The sequence below is a fragment of the Type-C symbiont of Plautia stali genome, assembly GCF_059730935.1.
Window position 1 is genome coordinate 2,683,211 of the sequence record NZ_AP035923.1, and the last position, 21,449, is coordinate 2,704,659.

Annotated in this window: 17 protein-coding genes; 5 read left to right on the forward strand and 12 right to left on the reverse strand. The window is 56.8% G+C overall.

Annotated features, from left to right (window positions below; translation table 11 throughout):
- The first annotated feature begins 50 nt into the window (after nucleotides 1–50).
- A complete protein-coding gene (elyC, locus tag AC6I7J_RS12675; RefSeq protein ID WP_021508338.1) occupies nucleotides 51–836 on the forward strand; it encodes an envelope biogenesis factor ElyC in 786 nt (261 codons plus the stop codon).
- Here elyC and AC6I7J_RS12680 read toward each other — a convergent pair.
- From AC6I7J_RS12680 to serC, 12 genes are all read right to left on the reverse strand, one after another.
- Nucleotides 816–1,709: a YcbJ family phosphotransferase gene (locus AC6I7J_RS12680; protein ID WP_104092771.1), complete on the reverse strand. Its 894-nt coding sequence runs from the start codon at nucleotides 1,707–1,709 to the stop codon at nucleotides 816–818. The genes elyC and AC6I7J_RS12680 overlap by 21 nt on opposite strands.
- 109 nt (nucleotides 1,710–1,818) lie before the next feature.
- On the reverse strand, nucleotides 1,819–2,568 hold the full coding sequence (gene kdsB / locus AC6I7J_RS12685) for a 3-deoxy-manno-octulosonate cytidylyltransferase (protein ID WP_058757760.1): 750 nt from the start codon (nucleotides 2,566–2,568) through the stop codon (nucleotides 1,819–1,821).
- Nucleotides 2,565–2,747, reverse strand: a complete 183-nt coding sequence (locus tag AC6I7J_RS12690) for a Trm112 family protein (protein ID WP_010618270.1) — start codon at nucleotides 2,745–2,747, stop codon at nucleotides 2,565–2,567. The genes kdsB and AC6I7J_RS12690 overlap by 4 nt, the downstream gene beginning before the upstream one ends.
- A gap of 78 nt (nucleotides 2,748–2,825) precedes the next feature.
- Nucleotides 2,826–4,043, reverse strand: coding sequence for a winged helix-turn-helix domain-containing protein (locus AC6I7J_RS12695; protein ID WP_498005842.1), 1,218 nt, complete (start codon nucleotides 4,041–4,043; stop codon nucleotides 2,826–2,828).
- A 20-nt stretch (nucleotides 4,044–4,063) separates the two neighbouring features.
- On the reverse strand, nucleotides 4,064–5,065 hold the full coding sequence (gene lpxK, locus AC6I7J_RS12700; protein WP_498005844.1) for a tetraacyldisaccharide 4'-kinase: 1,002 nt from the start codon (nucleotides 5,063–5,065) through the stop codon (nucleotides 4,064–4,066).
- Nucleotides 5,062–6,810, reverse strand: a complete 1,749-nt coding sequence (gene msbA / locus AC6I7J_RS12705) for a lipid A ABC transporter ATP-binding protein/permease MsbA (protein WP_021508343.1) — start codon at nucleotides 6,808–6,810, stop codon at nucleotides 5,062–5,064. The genes lpxK and msbA overlap by 4 nt, the downstream gene beginning before the upstream one ends.
- A 34-nt stretch (nucleotides 6,811–6,844) precedes the next feature.
- Nucleotides 6,845–9,073, reverse strand: coding sequence for a DNA internalization-related competence protein ComEC/Rec2 (locus AC6I7J_RS12710; RefSeq protein WP_498005846.1), 2,229 nt, complete (start codon nucleotides 9,071–9,073; stop codon nucleotides 6,845–6,847).
- A 232-nt stretch (nucleotides 9,074–9,305) separates the two neighbouring features.
- Complete coding sequence (gene ihfB / locus AC6I7J_RS12715) at nucleotides 9,306–9,590, reverse strand: integration host factor subunit beta (RefSeq protein WP_010618275.1); 285 nt, start codon at nucleotides 9,588–9,590, stop codon at nucleotides 9,306–9,308.
- A gap of 86 nt (nucleotides 9,591–9,676) precedes the next feature.
- Nucleotides 9,677–11,350, reverse strand: a complete 1,674-nt coding sequence (gene rpsA, locus AC6I7J_RS12720; RefSeq protein WP_021508345.1) for a 30S ribosomal protein S1 — start codon at nucleotides 11,348–11,350, stop codon at nucleotides 9,677–9,679.
- A 121-nt stretch (nucleotides 11,351–11,471) separates the two neighbouring features.
- Nucleotides 11,472–12,152 carry a (d)CMP kinase gene (cmk, locus tag AC6I7J_RS12725; RefSeq protein WP_021508346.1) on the reverse strand — a complete coding sequence of 227 codons (681 nt, stop codon included), beginning with the start codon at nucleotides 12,150–12,152 and terminating at the stop codon, nucleotides 11,472–11,474.
- A gap of 198 nt (nucleotides 12,153–12,350) precedes the next feature.
- Entirely contained in the window at nucleotides 12,351–13,637 is a 1,287-nt protein-coding gene (gene aroA, locus AC6I7J_RS12730) for a 3-phosphoshikimate 1-carboxyvinyltransferase (RefSeq protein ID WP_498005848.1), read from the reverse strand.
- Nucleotides 13,638–13,722: 85 nt separating this feature from the next.
- Nucleotides 13,723–14,808: a 3-phosphoserine/phosphohydroxythreonine transaminase gene (serC, locus tag AC6I7J_RS12735; RefSeq protein WP_021508348.1), complete on the reverse strand. Its 1,086-nt coding sequence runs from the start codon at nucleotides 14,806–14,808 to the stop codon at nucleotides 13,723–13,725.
- A 311-nt stretch (nucleotides 14,809–15,119) separates the two neighbouring features.
- Between serC and ycaO the strand changes: the two genes are divergently transcribed.
- The 4 genes from ycaO (at nucleotide 15,120) to pflA (ending at nucleotide 21,353) form a co-directional block, all read left to right on the forward strand.
- Nucleotides 15,120–16,883 carry a 30S ribosomal protein S12 methylthiotransferase accessory factor YcaO gene (gene ycaO / locus AC6I7J_RS12740; protein WP_127833869.1) on the forward strand — a complete coding sequence of 588 codons (1,764 nt, stop codon included), beginning with the start codon at nucleotides 15,120–15,122 and terminating at the stop codon, nucleotides 16,881–16,883.
- A 353-nt stretch (nucleotides 16,884–17,236) separates the two neighbouring features.
- Nucleotides 17,237–18,097, forward strand: a complete 861-nt coding sequence (gene focA / locus AC6I7J_RS12745; protein ID WP_021508350.1) for a formate transporter FocA — start codon at nucleotides 17,237–17,239, stop codon at nucleotides 18,095–18,097.
- Nucleotides 18,098–18,166: 69 nt separating this feature from the next.
- A complete protein-coding gene (gene pflB / locus AC6I7J_RS12750; RefSeq protein ID WP_498005850.1) occupies nucleotides 18,167–20,449 on the forward strand; it encodes a formate C-acetyltransferase in 2,283 nt (760 codons plus the stop codon).
- 163 nt (nucleotides 20,450–20,612) lie between these two features.
- Nucleotides 20,613–21,353 carry a pyruvate formate lyase 1-activating protein gene (gene pflA, locus AC6I7J_RS12755; RefSeq protein WP_058757766.1) on the forward strand — a complete coding sequence of 247 codons (741 nt, stop codon included), beginning with the start codon at nucleotides 20,613–20,615 and terminating at the stop codon, nucleotides 21,351–21,353.
- The last annotated feature ends 96 nt before the right edge of the window (nucleotides 21,354–21,449 follow it).

Here is a 21,449-nt window from a genome sequence, read left to right on the forward strand (position 1 = left end):
CGCAGTAACTGTCTGGCTGCTGTTTTTTCGGACAAAAGGAGACGTTTTCGATGTTTTTTGCCTTAAAAAAATGGATTGGCGCGATGCTACTGCCTTTGCCATTGCTGTTAACGCTTATGGCGGCAGGACTTTTACTGCTCTGGTTCAGCCGCTGGCAAAAAAGCGGCAAAATCCTTATCTCATTGAGCTGGCTGATGCTGTTACTGCTGAGTCTGCAACCGGTGGCCGACCGGCTGCTGGCCCCGCTGGAAAATCAGTATGCCACGTGGAATGGCAGCGAGCCGGTGGACTATATCGTGGTGCTGGGCGGGGGTTACACCTATAACCGGCAGTGGGCACCGAGCTCCAACCTGCTGAACAACAGCCTGCCGCGCGTGACCGAAGGCGTTCGCCAGTGGCGACGCTATCCTCAGGCCAAAATGATCTTCACCGGTGCCGCTGCGGGCTACAATCCGCGCAGTAACGCCAGCGTTGCCGCCGACGTGGCGCGCAGCCTTGGCGTGCCCGACGATGCCATCATCGTGCTGGATCAGCCGCATGACACCGGCGAAGAAGCGCTGGCGGTGAAGCAGACCATCGGGCAGCATCCGTTTCTGCTGGTGACGTCTGCCAACCATCTGCCACGCGCCATGCACTTTTTCCAGAGCGCCGGCCTGAATCCGCTACCGGCACCGGCTAACCAGCTGGCGATCACCTCACCAATCAGCGTCTGGGATCGCACGCTGCCCTCGCCGCTGTGGCTCAGCCATAGCCAGCGCGCGGTGTACGAAACGCTGGGGCTGATCTGGCAGCGGCTGCGCGGCAGTGGCGAACCTTCAGCCGAGCCAGGGGAGTAGCTGCGCGCGGGCATGGTCAAAGCGCGGCCGGTCAAACTGGCCGCTGCTGACCAGCGTGTCAACGCAATCCCACAGCTGGTAGAGCCAGCGGCGCCAGACGAAACCTTCATCCACCGGCGCACGCTGTAAATAGTGCTGCAGCAGCGATGCTTCAGCACCGTTTTCCGCCAGGCGCATCAGCTCATACTCACGCGGGGCCCACAAAATGGTGCCCGGCTGGGTCATCGCCACCAGCTGATCGCTGTGCGGGTCTTTCAGCATACTGGCGAGACGCAGATTGCCGTGCATTAGCACGCACGGGTCGTCAAAGCCAGCAAACAGCTGCGCCAGCTGTTCGCGGCTGCGGAACAGAATCTGACGATCGGCGTGGGTAAATCCGGGGGGCGACAGATAGCCCAGCGTGGACCACAGCACTTCCACCCGCTGGCGATACCATGCCGGCCAGCGATTTTCCTGCACGCTGTCAACGCTGCCGACCAGGCCATGGCTGTCAATGCGGTGCCACGCCAGCAGCCCTTCGACAATCTGTTCACACAGCTGCTCCCAGCGCGCTGCCGTGCGCGCCGGCGCTTCGGCCGATACGCCATTTAAGCGCGCCAGCAGCAGCATTTCATGCGCCGGCGGTTGCTGACTCAAAACCAGGCCGTATACCGTGGGCAGCGTAATCAGCCCTTCATGCGCCAGCATGGTGAGTTTTTTCGCTTCGAGCGCGGCGCGTCCCTGATGACGAAAATATTTGGCCACCAGCGGCATCGGCTTGCCGTGGTCATCATAGAGGGCGTAAAGACGCGATTGTGCCTGTTCGCTGATGGTTTCCAGCCGGCTAACGCCTTCGCCCAGCACCAGCGCCAGTTCTGCACGGAGTTGTTCCATGGAAGAGTCCTCCGGAGTTAACTCATTGCACCATCCTGGAGGTCATGACGGCGCGAAACTTAGCGCCAGATCAAACTTTGCGGCCAGCCGGGTCGCTGGCCGCTGACGATTATGCCTGCATCGCTTCACGCACGCGCAGCAGATCGTCCGGCGTATCCACACCGACGCTCGGCACGGTAGCCGCTACCGCCACGTGGATCTTTTCGCCGTACCACAGCACGCGCAGCTGCTCCAGCAACTCGATCTGCTCCAGCGCACAGGGTTGCCATGCCACATAGCGACGGATGAAACCGGCGCGATAGGCATAAATACCGATGTGGCGCAACAGCGTGTCGCCAATCTGCTCACGCGACTGCGCGTAACGTTCGCGATCCCACGGAATGGTCGCACGTGAAAAATAGAGCGCATAGCCGCTGGCATCGGTGACCACTTTTACCGCGTTGGGATTGAACGCCTCTTCTGCCTCGTGAATCGGTACCGCCAGCGTGGCCATGCCAGCATCCGCCTGGGCCAGATTGTCCGCGACCTGACGCACTATCTCCGCCGGAATCATCGGCTCGTCGCCCTGCACGTTCACGATGATGGTATCGTCAGCAAACTGATACTTTTCAATCACCTCGGCCAGGCGCTCGGTACCAGATTGATGGTCGGCACGCGTCATGCAGACTTCCCCACCGGCAGCGGTCACCGCCGCCGCCACGTCAGGATGATCGGTGGCCACAATCACCCGCTCGGCGCCGGACTCGCGTGCACGTTCCATCACGTGCACCACCATCGGTTTACCGTGAATATCCAGCAGCGGTTTGCCCGGCAGGCGCGTGGAGGCGTAGCGTGCCGGAATAATCGCCACGAAACTCATGGATGAATCTCTTCAACGGACAGGGTGCGCGCTTCCACTTCCAGCAATACCGGAATACCGTCACGCACCGGGAACGCCAGGCCGTCGGGTTTGCAGATCAACTCCTGCTGCTCTTTGTTGTAATACAGTTTTCCGTTGCAGACCGGACAGGCCACAATCTCAAGTAAACGGTGATCCATACTTTTCTCCTTTCAGGACCGATACGTCAGAGGATTAGCATACCATAGCGCAATCAGGGACGGCGCGCCGCCATCGGCTTATATGCTGACGTGCCAGTGCGTGGACCAGGCGGCCCGCAGCGCATCAGGCGCGTTTTCCAGCACCACTTCGCGGGCACCCTGCCAGGTGGCGAAGCGGTTAATGGCTTTATGCACATCAGCGAGAAACTGCTGGCTCACGCGCACGCCGGGTTCCAGCCAGAAGGCCCGCAAAATCAGGCGCTGCGCCTGACGATCCATTTTGGCATCGACGCGCCCTTTCAGTACGCCGCGGTGCAGCAGCGGCAGGACAAAATAGCCGTATTTACGTTTGTGCTCCGGCGTATAGCACTCGATGCGATAGTCAAAATTAAACAACTCAAGCGCGCGGCGGCGATCCCATACCACCGGATCAAACGGTGACAGCAGCGCGCTGTGCGTGGCGGCCTGCGGCTGTGCCAGCTGCGGCAGCAGCGTATGGTGCAGCCACATCTCGCCCAGTTGCTCAACCTCAACGCGCTGAATCACTCCCTGCTCAGCGGCCTGCGCCAGCCAGAGTGCGATGGGCGCGCGTTTCAGCCGGTAGTAATCGGCCAGCCAGCTGGCGCGGAAAATGCCGAGGCTGCGCGCACTGTGATCCAGCATCTGCATCACCGCCTCGTTCTCGCTCAGCGCATGCTGCTCGTCGCGCCAGTGTGGCATCACCCGGCTACGCAGATCGTAGACGCGCTGGAAGTTACGGCGCCCGACAACCATCAGCTCACCGGCGCTAAACAGGTTCTCCAGATGTCGCTTGTGCGGCTTCCACGCCCACCAGCCGGGTTTGGTGTGCCTGTCGCTGGCAAAATCAGCGGCGCGAACCGGACCGGTGGCGGCGATATGTTGCAGCAGATCGGCGATCTCCTGCTGATGCTGATCCACCCATTGCTGATTGTATTTCCAGCCCAGGCGCTGCGGTGCCAGCATGCGGTGACGCAGCAGCGGATAATCTTCAAAAGGGATAAAACAGGCTTCATGCGCCCAGTATTCAAACAGTGCGCCCGCCGCCAGCGTTTGCTCCAGCCACTCAGCAGGAAAAGCGCCCAGGCGGCTGAACAGCACCAGATACGGACTGCGCGCGACCACATTAATGGTATCAATTTGCAGCAGCGACATCTGCCGCACACAGGCGTGAATATCGGCAAAACGCGCCTGACGGCGCGGCGGGCGTAGCAGGCCCTGGGCAAAGAGGTGCAGGTTGCGGGCGGTTTGCAGAGAGAGGGAATGCGTGCTGGTCATTACGTCGTCCCTTGGGATGGTTAGCGCGACCGGGCGTCGCGCGCAGCCGTACAGAGTTGAGTCAGATCGGCCAGCAATGCGGCCAGCGGCGCGCCCGCCAGATGCGCATCCACCGGCAGATACCACCAGTTAGCGCGGGCGAAATGGCGGCATTTGACCGCATCTTTTTCCGTCATCAGCAGGCACTGTGCATCCTGAGTCAGGCTGCATAACTCTTCTTCGCTATAAGCGTGGTGATCGGCAAAGGCAATCTCTGCCACCGGCTGCACGCCCTGCTGCTGCAGCGTAGTGAAGAAACGCGGCGGATGACCGATGCCGGCCATCGCGACAATTGGCGGCAGCTGCGTCAGCGCAGCCTGTTCGCCGGTCAGCAGATTGACCGCCAGACCCGGCTGCAGCGTCATGGCGATCTCGCCAGCCTGTGCGCTGCCCCCGTTGACCACCACGGCATCAACCTGCTCCAGCCGCGATGCGCGTTCACGCATCGGTCCGGCCGGTAACCACCAGCCGTTACCAAAGCGGCGCACGCCATCCACCACCACGATTTCGCGATCGCGCTCTAGCGCGTAGTGCTGCAGGCCATCATCCGTCACAATCACATCCAGCGGATGCGCCGCCAGCAGGGCCTCGATTGCCAGCCGGCGCTGCGGTGCCACTGCGACCGGCACCTGGGTGCGCTGGGCGATCAGCACCGGTTCATCACCAGCCTGTTCCGTCGCGCTATCCTGATTGACCAGCAGCGGATAGTGTTCCGCTTTACCGCCGTAACCGCGCGACACCACACCCGGACGCAGCCCCTGCTGTTGCAGCGCCTGCACCAGCCAAATCACCAGCGGTGTTTTACCGTTGCCGCCCGCGGTCAGGTTGCCAACGACAATGACCGGACAGGGCGCGCGCCAGCGGGTACGCCAGCCGCGCTGATAGCTCAGGCGAATCAGCCAGGTGATAGCGCCATACAGCAGACTCAGCGGCCACAACAGCAGCCACAGCGGCGAGCGTCCGCTCCAGATACGTTCAATCATTGACCGAACTGCAGTTTGTGCAGCTGCGCGTAAGCGCCTTTCTGCGCCAGCAGCACCTCATGAGTACCGCGTTCCACGATTCGCCCATCCTCGACCACCACGATTTCGTCGGCCTTTTCAATGGTGGAGAGACGGTGCGCAATCACCAGCGACGTGCGGTTCTTCTGCAGCTCGTCCAGCGCCGACTGGATGGCGCGCTCGGATTCGGTATCCAGCGCCGAAGTGGCTTCGTCGAGAATCAAAATCGGGCAGTCACGCAGCAACGCACGGGCAATGGCGATACGCTGACGCTGGCCGCCAGACAGCAGCACGCCGTTTTCACCAATGACCGTATCGAGACCGTTATCCATCTTGTTGATGAAGTCCATGGCGTGCGCCATGGTCGCCGCCTGCTCGATTTGCTCGCGGGTGTATTCACCGTTGCGCGCATAAGCGATGTTATTGGCGATGGTGTCGTTGAACAGATGGACATTCTGCGAGACCAGCGCCACCTGATTACGCAGCGAGCGCAGGGTGTATTCCCGCAGGTCGTGGCCATCCAGCAGAATCTCGCCCTCGTTGATATCGTAAAAACGCGTCAGCAGGCTGGCCATGGTGGATTTACCCGAGCCGGAGCGGCCCACCAGCGCCACGGTTTTACCCGCAGGCAGCGTGAGATTAATATCACGCAGCGCCGGAATGTCGCGGCCCGGATAGGTAAAGGTCACGTTGCGGAATTCAACGTCCCCTTTCGCACGCGTGATTTCGCGCTTGCCGTTGTCGATCTCCTGCTCGCTATCCAGAATGGTGAACAGCGTCTGACAGGCCGCCATGCCGCGCTGGAACTGGGCGTTGACGTTGGTCAGCGATTTTAGCGGACGCATCAGGGCGATCATCGACGAGAACACCACGGTAATAGTACCGGCAGTCAGGGTATCCATCACGCTCGGGAAGCTGGCGGCATACAGCACAAAAGCCAGCGCCAGCGACGCGATCAGCTGGATCACCGGATCGGAAATCGAAGAGGCCGAAACCAGTTTCATGCCCTGCTGGCGCATTTTGTTGCTCACCTGCGAGAAACGCTCAGCTTCCACTTCCTGTCCGCCAAAAATCAGCACTTCTTTATGCCCTTTCAGCATCTGCTCAGCACTGGTTGTCACCTGCCCCATGGTGTTCTGCATATTTTTACTGATGCTGCGGAAACGCTTGGATACGGTGCGGATGGCAAAAGAGACCAGCGGCGCCAGCAGGATCAGAATCAGTGACAGCTGCCAGCTGTAGTAAAACATCATGATGAACAGGCCAATGATCGATGCGCCTTCGCGTACCACCGTCACCAGCGCGCTGGAGGAGGAAGAGGCCACCTGTTCAGAATCGTAGGTAATCCGCGACAGCAGCGTACCGGTAGACTGCTGATCGAAGAACGCAACCGGCATGCCCATCATGTGGCCGAACAGGCGACGGCGCATGTTCATCACCACATTGCCGGAGACCCAGGAGATGCAGTAACTGGAGATATAACTGGTTACGCCGCGGATCAGCATCAGGCCGATGACGGCCAGCGGCATCCACAGCAGAACGGATTTGTCGGCTTTGCCGAAACCATCATCCAGTAAAGGTTTCAACAGGGAGAGCATTAGGGTGTCGCCTGCCGCATTGAGTATCAGCGCCACGGCGGACACAATCAGGCCAGCCTTGTGCGGTGCAATCATCGGCCAGAGTCGGCGAAATGTCTGCCACGTTGAGAGGTCTTTGTCTTGATGCATTATTTATTCACGCTGTTTGAAATAGCCGCTCATTCTACCTGGAATCGCGTTTGACGCCAAACCACTGATGATACCAGCGGGGGATTATTTGCTCTCTTAACCCCTTAATCTGCCAGCGACCCTGCCGTATCGCGATGTGAATCTGGCCTGATTGCGCAGTGTCATACCAGCGATAGCCCTGCTCGCGGTAACGCTGGACCACGGCGATGGCGGGCATACGCCAGGCGTTATAGCGCGCCAGCGAAGCCAGCGCCGCCTGCCCGGCAACACTCCGTAACAGTAAAGGGCCGGAGGAGCTCCGGCTGCCATGATGGGGCACCTGGATAACCGTAGATTGTAAGCCGCCCTTTTCCAGGGCGACCAGCTTGCGCTCCGCCTCCAGCTCAATGTCCCCGGTCAGTAACAGGCTAAACTGACCATCATCCACGCGCACTACGCAGGAGTCGTTATTTTGCCCGGCGGTCTGCGCGCGCGGCGGCCATAGCGCGTGAAAGTGCAAACGCCCCCACTGCCACTGCTGGCCGCGATAGCACGGCAGATGCCCGGGCTCGCCGAGCGCGCTGCGTACCCGCAGACCAGGCTGCGCCTGTTGCAGCGCGGCTAATCCACCACGGTGATCGAGATGCTTGTGGCTCAGGATCACTCCTCGCAGTTGGCGCCCGGTGTAGTGCAGCCAGGGTAACAAAACCCGCCCGCCCGCATTGTCCTCTGCCCAGCCGGGTCCACTGTCATACAGCATCACCTTATTTCCCTGGCTGATCGCCACCGCCAGACCATGTCCGACATCGATCATGTCAATCTGCCAGTCGTCCTGCTGGGCATTGCTGCGCCAGAACCACAGCGAGAGCAACAGCGCGCAGCAGGGCATCAGCGCCTTCGCGAGCAAGCCGCTGCGCCACAGCGCCAGCCCGGCCCAGAGCAGCAGCACCGCCGGCAGCGTATCGCTCCAGCGCCACCAGCCGGCGGGCAGCCACGCCAGCCCCTGCATCACCAGGCTGACCGACAGATCGGCCAGTTGCCATAGCGGAACGGCGATTGCAGGTAGCGGCAACAGCATCGCCAGCAGAATCAGCGGCACGGTAATCAGCGACACCACCGGCACCGCCAGCAGGTTGGCCACTAGCGCGCTCAGGCTGAGCCCGTGGAACAGAAAGATCTGCAGCGGCGCCATCAGAATCATCATGCCCAATTGCAGGTGCAGCAGTCGCAGCATGAGCCAGCGACGCGGCTGGCGGAAACGTGGCGGCAGAGGAAACCACTGAAACCACAGTATCAGCATCGCCACGGCCAGCGCCGACAGCCAGAAGCTCTCTGACAGCACCGTCAGCGGATCAAGCCATAACAAACTCCCTACGCAGAGCGTCCACACCTGCCAGTTGCTCAGCTGCCAGCCAGCTATACGCGTCGCCAGCCACAGCGTTAACGCCAGCATCGCGCGCTGTGCCGGCGGATGACTGCCGGAGATCCAGCAATAAGCTGCCGCTGTTAACCCGCTGATCAGCAGCGGCATCAGATAGCCGATTTGCCTGGCAGGTAACACTAACTGGATGACGCGCGCCAGTAGCCAGCCTACGCTGGCCGCCAGCGCGATATGCATGCCGGAGATGGCCATCAGGTGCGCGGTACCGGTTTCGCGCAGCAAGGCTCGCTGGGCCGGGGTCATCGCATCACGCACGCCAAAGGCCAGTGCCTGTACTATCGCGGGCTGCGTTAACCCGGTGAAACGCGCCAGATGATGATCGATAAAACGCGTCCGCCAGCTGCAGCGCAGAGACTCAGCCTGCTGGCTGACAATACGCCCCTGCAGCGCGCTGTGGTTAGCAATGGCAAAACGCTGCAGATCAAATTCGCCCTCGTTGAGCCGGGCGTGCACCGCACGTAGCCGCAGCTGCATCTGCCAGCGCTGTCCGGCACACCAGGCGACCTCATCGCTGACATTACGCAGCGTGACAAACAACGGTGGAAAGACGTAGCGGTCACCTGCCCGGATTACCTGCGCCGTGAGCTGGTTCTTCGCGGGATTCACTGCAGTTATCTGAAGCGTGGCCGCCACCGGTGCCACGGTCAGTTGCTCAAGGTTATCGACCGTCTGACGCGCCTCGATCAGTGCCCAGCTCAACAGCAGCAAGCCCAGTCCGGCGTAGCGCAAAAGCATTACTGATGTACACGCCAGCAACAATGCGCTTATTAACAGCAGCACAATGGTGCTGTAAGCAGGGATGTGCGGCAGCATACCCAGCGGCAGCGCCGCGAGGAGCATCATTCTGGCTACCACTGTTATTGTCACGCGCACGCCCTCTTCTGTCATTGCCGCGCATTGTGCGCGCTGGCAGAGGCAAAAGCATGCGGCTAAATGTCGATTTCAGAGAGGGATTACGCGCAGTTTATGGTGGTTGCAGGAAATGAACAGCAACATGGAAGCAGGATCGCAAACCTGAATGCGAGGCAAAAAAAAACGACACCTGCAGGTGTCGTTTTTATCGTTCGGTAACGGCTTAGCCGTAGATATTTGCACGGTCACGCAATTCTTTGCCTGGCTTGAAGTGGGGAACGTATTTACCTTCCAGTTCCACTTTGTCACCCGTTTTCGGGTTACGACCAGTGCGCGGTGCGCGGTAGTGCAAAGAAAAGCTGCCGAATCCCCGGATTTCAATGCGCTCGCCCTGGGCCAGCGTAGTGGCCATGTGCTCGAGCATCTCTTTGACCGCATCCTCAACGACTTTCGCCGGGATATGAGTATGCTGGCCAGCAAGTCTTTCAATCAGTTCTGACTTGGTCATGTAACCTCCGGTTAATCCCTGTTTGGAAAGGTATGACAGCTTTTACCGAAACCGGACGATTTTCATCGTCCGGTGCTTCGGGTCGATTACTCGCCTTTAGCCGCTTTGAACGCTTCAGCCATTGCGTTAGAGAAGTTGCCATCTTCCTGTTTGGTGTTAACAGTGTTGATAGCTTCTTTCTCGTCAGCCTGGTCTTTAGCACGAACAGACAGGCTCACAACGCGGTTCTTACGGTCAACGCCGGTGAATTTCGCTTCAACGTCGTCGCCTACGCTCAGAACCTGAGTGGCGTCTTCGATGCGGTCCAGAGAAGCTTCAGAAGCGCGCAGGTAACCTTCTACGCCGTCAGCTAATTCTACTGTAGCACCTTTAGCGTCAACTGCAGTGACTTTACCCGTCACGATTGCGCCTTTCTTGTTCAGGGTGATGTAGTTGTTGAATGGATCTTCAGCCAGCTGCTTCACGCCCAGAGAAATACGCTCACGCTCTGCGTCAACCTGCAGTACAACGGCAGCGATTTCGTCGCCTTTCTTGTACTCACGAACGGCTTCTTCGCCAGTCGCGTTCCAGGAGATGTCAGACAGGTGAACCAGACCGTCGATGCCACCGTCCAGGCCGATGAAGATACCGAAGTCAGTGATTGACTTGATTTTACCTTCAACGCGATCGCCTTTGTTGTGGGTCTCTGCGAACTGCTGCCATGGGTTAGATTTGCACTGCTTCAGACCCAGGGAGATACGACGACGCTCTTCGTCGATGTCCAGAACCATAACTTCAACCACATCACCTACGTTGACAACTTTAGATGGGTGGATGTTTTTGTTGGTCCAGTCCATTTCAGACACGTGTACCAGGCCTTCAACGCCTTCTTCGATTTCAACGAAGCAGCCGTAGTCAGTCAGGTTGGTCACGCGACCGGTCAGTTTGGTACCTTCCGGATAACGCTTAGCGATAGCGACCCATGGATCTTCGCCCAGCTGTTTCAGGCCCAGAGATACACGAGTACGCTCGCGGTCGAACTTCAGCACTTTAACAGTGATTTCGTCGCCCACGTTGACGATTTCGCTTGGATGCTTAACGCGCTTCCACGCCATATCGGTGATGTGCAGCAGGCCGTCAACGCCACCCAGGTCAACGAATGCGCCGTAGTCAGTGAGGTTCTTAACGATACCTTTGACTTCCATGCCTTCCTGCAGGTTTTCCAGCAGCTGATCGCGCTCAGCGCTGTTTTCAGATTCGATAACCGCGCGGCGAGAAACCACGACGTTGTTACGCTTCTGATCAAGCTTGATTACTTTGAATTCAAGCTCTTTGCCTTCCAGGTGCAGGGTGTCGCGGACCGGACGAACGTCAACCAGTGAACCTGGCAGGAACGCACGAATACCGTTCAGCTCAACTGTGAAGCCACCTTTAACTTTGCCGTTGATAACACCGGTAACAGTTTCAGCGTCTTCGTAAGCTTTTTCCAGCGTGATCCAAGCTTCGTGACGTTTAGCTTTCTCACGGGACAGCAGGGTTTCACCGAAGCCGTCTTCTACTGCATCCAGAGCAACGTCAACTTCGTCGCCCACCTGGATTTCCAGTTCGCCGGCTGCGTTCTTGAACTGTTCTGCAGGGATAGCAGATTCAGATTTCAGACCCGCATCAACCAGCACGACGTCTTTGTCGATAGCAACAACGACGCCACGAACGATGGAACCCGGACGGGTTTCGATTTCTTTCAGGGACTCTTCAAAGAGTTGAGCAAAAGATTCAGTCATATTGATAATCTTAGGATTCTTCAATTTAACGTCCACCTGACGTCATTGTCGGATGGGGTTGTTTCACATGCCCTGCACGCTTCCCTGGCACAGGGTTACTACAATTCGGTCGCCGAAAAGATTAAATGCCCAGCTTCTGGCGGGCATAATCTAGTGCCTTTTCAATCACTTGCTCAATGGTCATGCTGGTTGAATCCAGCACCAGAGCATCAGCGGCTGGCACTAAAGGCGCGATGGCGCGGTTACGATCGCGGTCGTCGCGTTCCTTTATCTCGGATAAAAGGCGATCAAAGTTAACACTAAAGCCCTTTTCCTGCAACTGTAGCATACGGCGATGCGCACGCTCTTCGGAGCTGGCATCGAGGAAAATTTTAACGGGCGCGTCCGGGAAAACCACGGTGCCCATATCACGTCCATCGGCGATTAAACCCGGCTCCTCGCGGAAAGCACGCTGTCGGCGCAGCAAGGCTTCACGCACGCGTGGAAATGCCGCCACGCGCGACGCCGTGTTGCTCACTTCCTGGGTGCGGATTTCGCCGGTGACATCCTCACCTTCCAGCACTACCTGCATTTCACCGTCTACCGACAGAAAACGCACGTCAAGGTGCGCCGCCATGGGCACCAGCGCTTCTTCCGACTCGATATCCACCTGATGATGCAGCGCGGCCAGAGCCAGTACGCGATAAATAGCCCCTGAATCCAGCAGGTGCCACTGCAACGACTCCGCCATCGCTTTACATAAAGTCCCTTTACCCGCGCCGCTTGGGCCATCAATGGTAATTACCGGGGCGATTGCCGTCATTGTTCTCTCCTGTTGCTGCGTGCTGATGATCAGCCTTCTTGGCTGTCTGGATTGCGCGGCATTATACGCTGCCCGCGTCCGCTTGGTTACCCTTTAGCGTAGACAGCGCCAGAAATTTCGACAGTTTCAGAACAATTTCCCGCCAGTGAGGCCAGCAGAGGGTTCAGAAGCCCGGCACAGCGGTGCCGGGCGGGTGGATTAGGATGTGTGGCTGATTTTTGCCAGCTGCTGGAAGTAATCCGGGAAGGTTTTTGCCGTGCAGCCGGGATCGAGAATGGTTACCGGCGTGTCAGACAGCGCAACCAGCGAGAAACACATCGCCATACGATGATCGTTGTACGTGCCGATATCGGCGTGCTGTAGCTGCGCAGGCGGTGTGACCCGAATAAAATCGTGCCCCTCTTCCACTTCCGCCCCGACTTTACGCAACTCGGTCGCCATGGCCGCCAGGCGATCGGTCTCCTTTACGCGCCAGTTATAGATGTTGCGCATCAGCGTGGTGCCTTCGGCAAACAGCGCGGTGGTAGCGATTGTCATTGCCGCATCCGGAATATGGTTCATGTCCATATCAATAGCGTTCAGCGCACCGCGCGTGCAGGCAATATAATCGTCGCCCCACTCAATCACCGCTCCCATCTTCTCCAGCACATCGGCAAAACGGATGTCGCCCTGCACACTGTTGCGGCCAATCCCGGTAACGCGCACCGTGCCGCCTCTGATTGCCGCAGCGGCAAGGAAATAGGACGCTGACGACGCATCGCCTTCCACCAGATAATCACCCGGCGACTGATACTGCTGCTGACCTTTCACCACAAAGCGATGATAGTGCTGATTCTCAACGTCCACGCCAAAGCAACGCATCAGGTGCAGAGTGATATCAATGTAGGGTTTGGAAACCAGCTCGCCTTTGATGGTGATCGTGGTGTCGTTCTGTGCCAGCGGCGCGGTCATCAGCAGCGCCGTCAGGAACTGGCTGGAAACGCTGCCATCGACACTGACTTCGCCGCCGGTAAATCCGCCGTTCAGACGCAGCGGCGGATAGTCGGTTTGTTCGAGGTAATCAACGCGCGCGCCGCCCTGCCGTAACGCATCGACCAGATGGCCGATCGGACGCTCTTTCATGCGCGGTTCGCCGGTCAGCACCACCGACTGCTCGCCGAGGCACAGTGCGGCCGCCAGCGGACGCATCGCGGTTCCGGCATTGCCCAGGAACAATTCCAGCGGCTGTTCGGCACGCAGCGGTCCACCATTGCCGACCACTTCACACACGGTGCGATCGGCTGACAGGGTATAGCTGACGCCCAGCGCCTGCAGCGCATTAAGCATGTGTTTAACATCATCGCTGTCGAGCAGGTTGGTCAGGCGCGTGGTGCCGTTCGCCAGCGCGGCCAGTAACAGGGCGCGGTTTGATACGCTTTTTGAGCCCGGTAAGTTTACCGTGCCGTCAACGCGGGCAATCGGCTGTAAAGTCAGGGAGTCCTGCATGTGAAACCAAATCTCCAGAAATACGAGACCCTGTCCAGTGACAGGGTCTGATGCCAGCCGGGCAGGCTGGCACTAAAGTAGATAATTAACCGTGACGACGTTCGAAGTCGACCATAAATTCGGTCAGCGCTTTAACGCCTTCCAGCGGCATCGCATTGTAGATCGAGGCACGCATACCGCCAACCACACGGTGCCCCTTCAGCGCATGCAGGCCCGCCTTCAGTGATTCCTCAAGAAACACCTTATCCAGCGCAGCATCGGCCAGCTGGAAAGGCACGTTCATCCGGGAACGGTTTTCACTGGCGACGTCGTTACGGTAGAAGCTGCTGCTATCAATCACGCCGTACAGCAGATCGGCTTTCGCCTGATTAACCTTGTCCATCTCCGCTACACCGCCCTTCTCTTTCAGCCATTTGAACACCAGGCCGGAGAGGTACCAGGCAAACGTCGGCGGCGTGTTAAACATCGAATCGTTTTCGGCCAGCACTTTGTAGTCGAGAATGGAGGGCACCCAGCGCTGCGCTTTGCCCAGCAGGTCATCACGCACCACCACCAGCGTCAGGCCAGCGGGACCGATGTTTTTCTGCGCGCCGGCATAAATCACGCCGTAGCGGCTGATGTCGAGCGGACGGGACAGGATGGTCGAAGAGAGATCGGCCACCACCACTTTATCGCCGAAGTCTGGCTCTTCATCGATGGCAATACCGTCGATGGTTTCATTCGGGCAGAAATGCACATAAGCAGCATCATCGCTGAGCTGCCATTCACGCATCGGTAACAGTGCGCGTTTACCCTCACGGGTGGTTTTGATGTCAATGGCGTTCGGCGAGCAGAATTTTTCTGCTTCTTTAATAGCGCTGTGCGCCCAGTAGCCGCCATCGATGTAATCCGCGCGGCTGGCATCGCCCAGCAGATTGCCCGGGATTGCCGCGAACTGCGCACGCGCGCCGCCATGGCAGAATAATACTTTGTAGTTGGCCGGGATTTTCAGCAGATCGCGAAAATCCTGCTCCGCCGCTTCCGCGACTTCAATAAACTCTTTGCTGCGGTGACTGATTTCCATCACCGAGGTGCCTAAGCCATGCCAGTTTGTCAGTTCTTGTTCTGCACGACGAAGCACTTCCACCGGCAGCATTGCCGGTCCGGAGCTAAAATTATAAACCTGCGCCATTTCCCCTCACCATTGTCATATCGAACGGTTATGAATACCCCATCGGTTTTATCATTGCCTCCGGATGGCTGCAATCATTTATCCGGCAGCGATCACATTTCCAGAACCCGCTCCACCGCAGCTTATGTCACAAATGTAATAAGCCACGGAATTTTGTGAGGCAGTGCGGTGAAGTAAAATCAGACAGCTGCCAGAGCGCGAAAAAGCCGTAACAATGCGTTGAGAAATTTGGCGGAGCAATAGCGAAGCAGGCGCAAAACCCGTATTATTGCGCGCTTTACGCCCAACCATCGACTTGAGAGAGCGCCACCATGACGCAAACGTTTATTCCAGGTAAAGACGCCGCACTGGAAGACTCCATCGCACGCTTCCAGCAGAAACTGCAGGATCTGGGTTTCAACATTGAAGAAGCTTCCTGGCTAAACCCGGTGCCGCACGTCTGGTCTGTGCACATTCGCGACCGCGACTGCCCGCTCTGTTTTACTAACGGTAAAGGCGCCAGTAAAAAAGCGGCGCTGGCCTCAGCGCTGGGCGAATATTTTGAGCGCCTCTCAACCAACTACTTCTTTGCCGATTTCTGGCTGGGCGAAACCATCGCTAACGGCGACTTCGTGCACTACCCGAACGAGAAATGGTTCCCGCTGAGCGACGATGACAGCCTGCCGGAAGGCATTCTGGATGCACGCCTGCGTAAGTTTTACGATCCGGAACAGAGCCTGAGCGCATCCGATCTGGTGGATCTGCAGTCTGGTAATGCCGATCGCGGTATTTGCGGCCTGCCATTTACCCGCCAGTCCGATCAGCAAACTGTTTACATTCCGATGAACATTATCGGCAACCTGTATGTGTCTAACGGCATGTCCGCTGGCAACACCGCCAATGAAGCGCGCGTACAGGGCTTATCCGAAGTGTTTGAGCGCCATATTAAAAACCGCATTATCGCGGAATCCATCAGCCTGCCGGAAATTCCTGAAGCGGTGATGCAGCGCTATCCTGGCGTGGTGGAGGCTATCAATCGTCTTGAAGCGGAAGGTTTCCCGATTTTCTCCTACGACGCTTCGCTGGGCGGCAACTATCCGGTGATCTGTGTGGTGCTGTTCAACCCGGCTAACGGCACCTGCTTTGCCTCTTTTGGCGCCCATCCGGACTTTGGTGTCGCGCTGGAACGTACCGTCACCGAACTGCTGCAGGGCCGCGGCCTGAAAGATCTCGACGTGTTTACCCCGCCCACCTTCGATGATGAAGAAGTGGCTGAACACGCTAACCTTGAAACCCACTTCATTGATTCCAGCGGTCTGATCTCCTGGGATATGTTCAAAGACGATGCCGACTATCCCTTTGTCGACTGGAGCTTTGCCGGCACCACCCATGAAGAGTTCGATACGCTGATGGCGATCTTCCGTGCGGAAGATAAAGAAGTGTATATCGCCGACTACGAACATCTGGGCGTTTACGCCTGCCGCATTATCGTACCGGGCATGTCTGATATTTACCCTGCCGAAGACCTGCTGCTGGCGAATAACAACATGGGTGCATCACTGCGTGAAACGCTGTTATCCCTGCCAGCAACCCAGTGGCAACCCGAGGAGTATCTGGCTCTGATCGAACAGCTGGATGAAGAAGGTCATGATGACTTCACCCGCGTGCGTGAACTGCTGGGGCTGGCGACCGGCAAAGACAACGGCTGGTTCACGCTGCGTATTGGCGAGCTGAAAGCGATGCTGGCGCTGGCCGGTGGCGATCTGGATCAGGCGCTGATCTGGACGGAATGGACCATGGAATTCAACCAGTCGATCTTCAGCCCTGAGCGTGCCAACTACTATCGCTGCCTGCAGACTCTGCTGCTGCTGGCGATGGAAGAAGATCGCGATCCGCTGCAGTATCATCGCGCGTTTGTGCGCATGTATGGCGAAGCCGCCGTCGACGCCGCTTCGGCTGCCATCAGCGGTGAGGCACCGTTCTACGGTCTGCAGGTGGTTGACCGCGATCTGCACGCGTTCCCGGCGCATCAGGCACTGCTGGCCGCGTATGAAAAATTACAGGCGGCAAAACGTCGTTACTGGTCTGCGAAATAAATCGGCTCATTTTGTCTGTGACCAATTAGCCTGAAAATTAACGGGCACTGGCAGTATCCAGTGCCCTTTTTTAATGCCGCTGAAAATTCATCGGGCGCAGAAAATAATAAATAACAATTCACTATCATTGATAAACAGCATTTAACAAAATAATGCTGAAGCCAGCCGCATCTTCAACTTATTTTGCATAAATTAAAAATTATTTATTTAATAAATTTCAATAGCTTACTTGAATTTTTGGCCATTTTACGGCTTTGCTTAACCCTGCCGTTTCGGCAAATATGATCCACATCAACTCCTGACCTATACTCCTTTGTTAGTATCTTTACAGACAATTTCTGGAGAGCGTTAGTGTGAAAGCTGACAACCCTTTTAATTCATTATTACCGGCGGCGATGGCAAAAGTCGCAGAAGATGCCGGTGTCTATAAAGCGACTAAACATCCCTTAACCACCTTCTTTCTGGCTATCACTGCTGGCGTCTTTATTTCCATTGCCTTTGTGTTTTATATCACCGCCACCACCGGCAGCGGCACTATGCCGTATGGCATGGCCAAATTGATCGGTGGCATCTGCTTTTCACTGGGTTTAATGCTGGTTGTCGTCTGCGGCGCTGATTTGTTTACTTCAACGGTGCTGATTGTGGTGGCTAAAGCCAGCGGACGCATTACCTGGCTGCAACTGGGTCGTCACTGGCTCAATGTCTACGTTGGCAACCTGTGCGGCGCGCTGTTTTTTGTGGCGCTGATTTGGCTGGCCGGTGAGCATATGGTCGCAAATGGTGCCTGGGGATTGAATGTCTTACAGACCGCCGACCACAAAATGCATCATACGTTTATCGAAGCGGTAAGCCTCGGTACACTGGCTAACCTGATGGTGTGTCTGGCGGTGTGGATGAGCTACTCCGGCCGTAGCCTGCTCGACAAAATGGTAGCGATGATTTTACCGGTTGCGATGTTTGTAGCCAGCGGCTTTGAGCACAGCATCGCCAATATGTTCCTGATCCCGATGGCCATCATGATTCGCGATTTTGCCAGCCCGGAATTCTGGCAGATGACCGGTGCCAGCGCGGCGCAATTTCCTGCACTGGGCATTGGCGATTTTATTGTTAATAACCTGATTCCCGTGACCATCGGCAACATCATTGGCGGCGGTCTGTTAGTTGGGTTGACCTATTGGGTTATCTATCTGCGCGACGGTGAGTCCGCGCACTGAGTCATTAAGTACGGGCGTGCTGAGCAGCGCGCCATACGTCACAGTCTCCCTAAATAAGGCAGGTATATCATGTCCGAACTGAATGAAAAAATGGCGTCAGCCTGGGAAGGATTTAGCGCCGGTGAATGGCAGAACAGCGTCAACGTCCGTGACTTCATCCAAAAAAACTACACGCCGTATGAAGGTGACGAAGCATTCCTCGCCGGCGCGACGCCAGCCACCACCAAACTGTGGGACAGCGTGCTGGAAGGCATCAAAATTGAAAACCGTACCCATGCACCGGTTGATTTCGACACTGATTTAGCGTCTACCATCACCTCACACGATGCGGGCTATATTAACAAATCGCTGGAAACCATCGTTGGTCTGCAGACTGAAGCCCCGCTGAAACGCGCCATTATCCCGTTTGGCGGCATCAAAATGGTGGAAGGCTCCTGTAAAGTTTACGGCCGCGAGCTGGACCCGGCGCTTAAGAAAGTTTTCACCGATTACCGCAAAACCCACAACCAGGGCGTGTTTGACGTTTACACCCCGGATATCCTGCGCTGCCGTAAATCCGGCGTGCTGACCGGTCTGCCAGATGCGTATGGCCGCGGTCGTATTATCGGTGACTACCGTCGCGTCGCGCTGTACGGCATCGACTTCCTGATGAAAGACAAAGTGGCTCAGTTCAACTCACTGCAGAGTGACATGGAAAATGGCGTTGATCTCGAAGCCACCATTCGCCTGCGTGAAGAGATTTCTGAACAGCACCGCGCACTGGGCCAGATCAAAGAGATGGCCGCCAAATATGGCCTTGATATCTCCCTGCCAGCCACCACCGCGCAGGAAGCAGTACAGTGGACCTACTTCGGTTACCTCGCAGCAGTGAAATCACAAAACGGTGCCGCGATGTCGTTTGGTCGCGTGTCCACCTTCCTTGACGTTTACATCGAGCGCGATATCAAAGCCGGTAAACTGAGCGAAGAGCAGGCGCAGGAACTGATTGACCATCTGGTGATGAAACTGCGTATGGTGCGCTTCCTGCGTACGCCGGAATACGATGAACTGTTCTCTGGCGACCCAATCTGGGCCACTGAATCACTGGCTGGTATGGGCGTTGACGGTCGTACGCTGGTGACGAAAAGCACCTTCCGCTTCCTGAACACGCTGTACACCATGGGTCCATCACCGGAACCAAACATGACCATCCTGTGGTCTGAGAAACTGCCGGTTAACTTCAAAAAGTATGCGGCAAAAGTCTCCATCGACACCTCATCGCTGCAGTATGAGAACGATGACCTGATGCGTCCGGACTTTGACAATGATGACTACGCCATCGCCTGCTGCGTGAGCCCGATGATTGTCGGTAAACAAATGCAGTTCTTCGGCGCACGTGCCAACCTGGCTAAAACACTGCTGTACGCAATCAACGGCGGTGTGGACGAGAAGCTGAAAATGCAGGTCGGCCCGAAAGAAGCGCCAATCACTGATGATGTGCTGGATTATGACACCGTGATGGCGCGTCTGGACCACTTCATGGACTGGCTGGCAAAACAGTACGTCACGTCACTCAACATCATCCACTACATGCATGATAAGTACAGTTATGAAGCCGCGCTGATGGCACTGCACGACCGTGACGTTTACCGTACCATGGCGTGTGGTATCGCAGGCCTGTCTGTCGCCGCGGACTCACTTTCAGCGATTAAATATGCCAAAGTGAAACCCGTACGTGACGCCGATGGTCTGGCAGTGGACTTCGAGATTGAAGGTGAATATCCGCAGTTCGGTAACAACGACCCGCGCGTGGATGATCTGGCCTGTGACCTGGTTGAACGTTTCATGAAGAAAATTCAGAAACTGCAGACCTACCGTAATGCGGTGCCAACGCAGTCGGTACTGACCATCACCTCCAACGTGGTATACGGTAAGAAAACCGGTAACACCCCGGATGGTCGCCGCTCCGGTGCGCCATTTGGACCAGGTGCCAACCCAATGCATGGCCGTGACCAGAAAGGTGCTGTCGCTTCACTGACTTCCGTGGCCAAACTGCCATTTGCCTACGCCAAAGACGGTATCTCTTATACCTTCTCTATCGTACCGAATGCGCTGGGCAAAGATGATAACGTGCGTAAAACCAACCTTGCTGGCCTGATGGATGGTTACTTCCATCACGAAGCCAGTATCGAGGGCGGCCAGCACCTGAACGTTAACGTCATGAACCGTGAAATGCTGCTGGATGCCATGGAGCACCCTGAGAAATATCCACAGCTGACCATCCGCGTTTCCGGTTATGCCGTACGTTTCAACTCGCTGACGAAAGAGCAGCAGCAGGATGTGATTACCCGTACCTTTACTCAGTCGCTGTAATCCTCCTCACTTTAATCGAAAGGCTCCTGCGGGAGCCTTTTCTCCACAAGCCTGTTTTGCCAGTCTGCTTTTGCAGGCAGTCTGGCAAAACCGACTTACATCCCCAGAGCACAACACAGATTGTGCCGCCTGCACGCCAGGCTGAACCGGAGAATACATCGCAATGTCAACCATCGGTCGTATCCACTCGTTTGAATCCTGCGGCACCGTTGACGGTCCCGGCATCCGTTTTATCACCTTCTTCCAGGGCTGCCTGATGCGCTGCCTGTACTGCCACAACCGCGATACCTGGGACACTCACGGCGGTAAGGAGATCACCGTCGATGAGCTGATGAGGGATGTGCTGTCGTATCGCCACTTTATGAATGCGTCTGGTGGCGGCGTGACGGCATCCGGCGGTGAAGCCATTCTGCAGGCTGAATTTGTGCGCGACTGGTTTCGCGCCTGCCAGGCCGAGGGCATCCATACCTGCCTCGACACCAACGGCTTTGTGCGTCGTTACGATCCGGTGATCGATGAACTGCTTGATGCGACCGATCTGGTGATGCTCGACCTCAAGCAAATCAATGATGATATCCATGAAATTCTGGTCGGCGTGTCAAACCACCGCACGCTGGATTTCGCCCGCTATCTGCAAAAGCGCGGTAAAAGGACCTGGATTCGCTATGTTGTAGTGCCGGGTTATTCGGACGATGACGATTCGGTGCATCGCCTCGGTGAATTTACTAAAGACATGAGTAACATTGAGAAGATTGAGCTGCTGCCTTATCACGAACTCGGCAAGCATAAATGGATTGCGATGGGTGAAGAGTACAAGCTGGAAGGCGTGAAGCCGCCAACGAAAGAGACCATGGAGCGGGTGAAAAATATTCTTGCCGGCTACGGCCATAACGTCATGTATTAAGACGGTTGGCCTGCAGCTGAAGCTTTACCGTCAAGAAACAGAGCGTTACCGCCGGGACATTTGCGACAGGTTGCGAATGTCCCGTTTAATCACTGC

Bases quoted from the DNA above. Each gene is read 5' to 3' on its own strand.
- elyC (WP_021508338.1), top strand. From the start codon at position 51: ATGTTTTTTGCCTTAAAAAAATGGATTGGCGCGATGCTACTGCCTTTG.
- AC6I7J_RS12680 (WP_104092771.1), bottom strand. From the start codon at position 1,709: ATGGAACAACTCCGTGCAGAACTGGCGCTGGTGCTGGGCGAAGGCGTT.
- kdsB (WP_058757760.1), bottom strand. From the start codon at position 2,568: ATGAGTTTCGTGGCGATTATTCCGGCACGCTACGCCTCCACGCGCCTG.
- AC6I7J_RS12690 (WP_010618270.1), bottom strand. From the start codon at position 2,747: ATGGATCACCGTTTACTTGAGATTGTGGCCTGTCCGGTCTGCAACGGA.
- AC6I7J_RS12695 (WP_498005842.1), bottom strand. From the start codon at position 4,043: ATGACCAGCACGCATTCCCTCTCTCTGCAAACCGCCCGCAACCTGCAC.
- lpxK (WP_498005844.1), bottom strand. From the start codon at position 5,065: ATGATTGAACGTATCTGGAGCGGACGCTCGCCGCTGTGGCTGCTGTTG.
- msbA (WP_021508343.1), bottom strand. From the start codon at position 6,810: ATGCATCAAGACAAAGACCTCTCAACGTGGCAGACATTTCGCCGACTC.
- AC6I7J_RS12710 (WP_498005846.1), bottom strand. From the start codon at position 9,073: ATGATGCTCCTCGCGGCGCTGCCGCTGGGTATGCTGCCGCACATCCCT.
- ihfB (WP_010618275.1), bottom strand. From the start codon at position 9,590: ATGACCAAGTCAGAACTGATTGAAAGACTTGCTGGCCAGCATACTCAT.
- rpsA (WP_021508345.1), bottom strand. From the start codon at position 11,350: ATGACTGAATCTTTTGCTCAACTCTTTGAAGAGTCCCTGAAAGAAATC.
- cmk (WP_021508346.1), bottom strand. From the start codon at position 12,152: ATGACGGCAATCGCCCCGGTAATTACCATTGATGGCCCAAGCGGCGCG.
- aroA (WP_498005848.1), bottom strand. From the start codon at position 13,637: ATGCAGGACTCCCTGACTTTACAGCCGATTGCCCGCGTTGACGGCACG.
- serC (WP_021508348.1), bottom strand. From the start codon at position 14,808: ATGGCGCAGGTTTATAATTTTAGCTCCGGACCGGCAATGCTGCCGGTG.
- ycaO (WP_127833869.1), top strand. From the start codon at position 15,120: ATGACGCAAACGTTTATTCCAGGTAAAGACGCCGCACTGGAAGACTCC.
- pflB (WP_498005850.1), top strand. From the start codon at position 18,167: ATGTCCGAACTGAATGAAAAAATGGCGTCAGCCTGGGAAGGATTTAGC.
- pflA (WP_058757766.1), top strand. From the start codon at position 20,613: ATGTCAACCATCGGTCGTATCCACTCGTTTGAATCCTGCGGCACCGTT.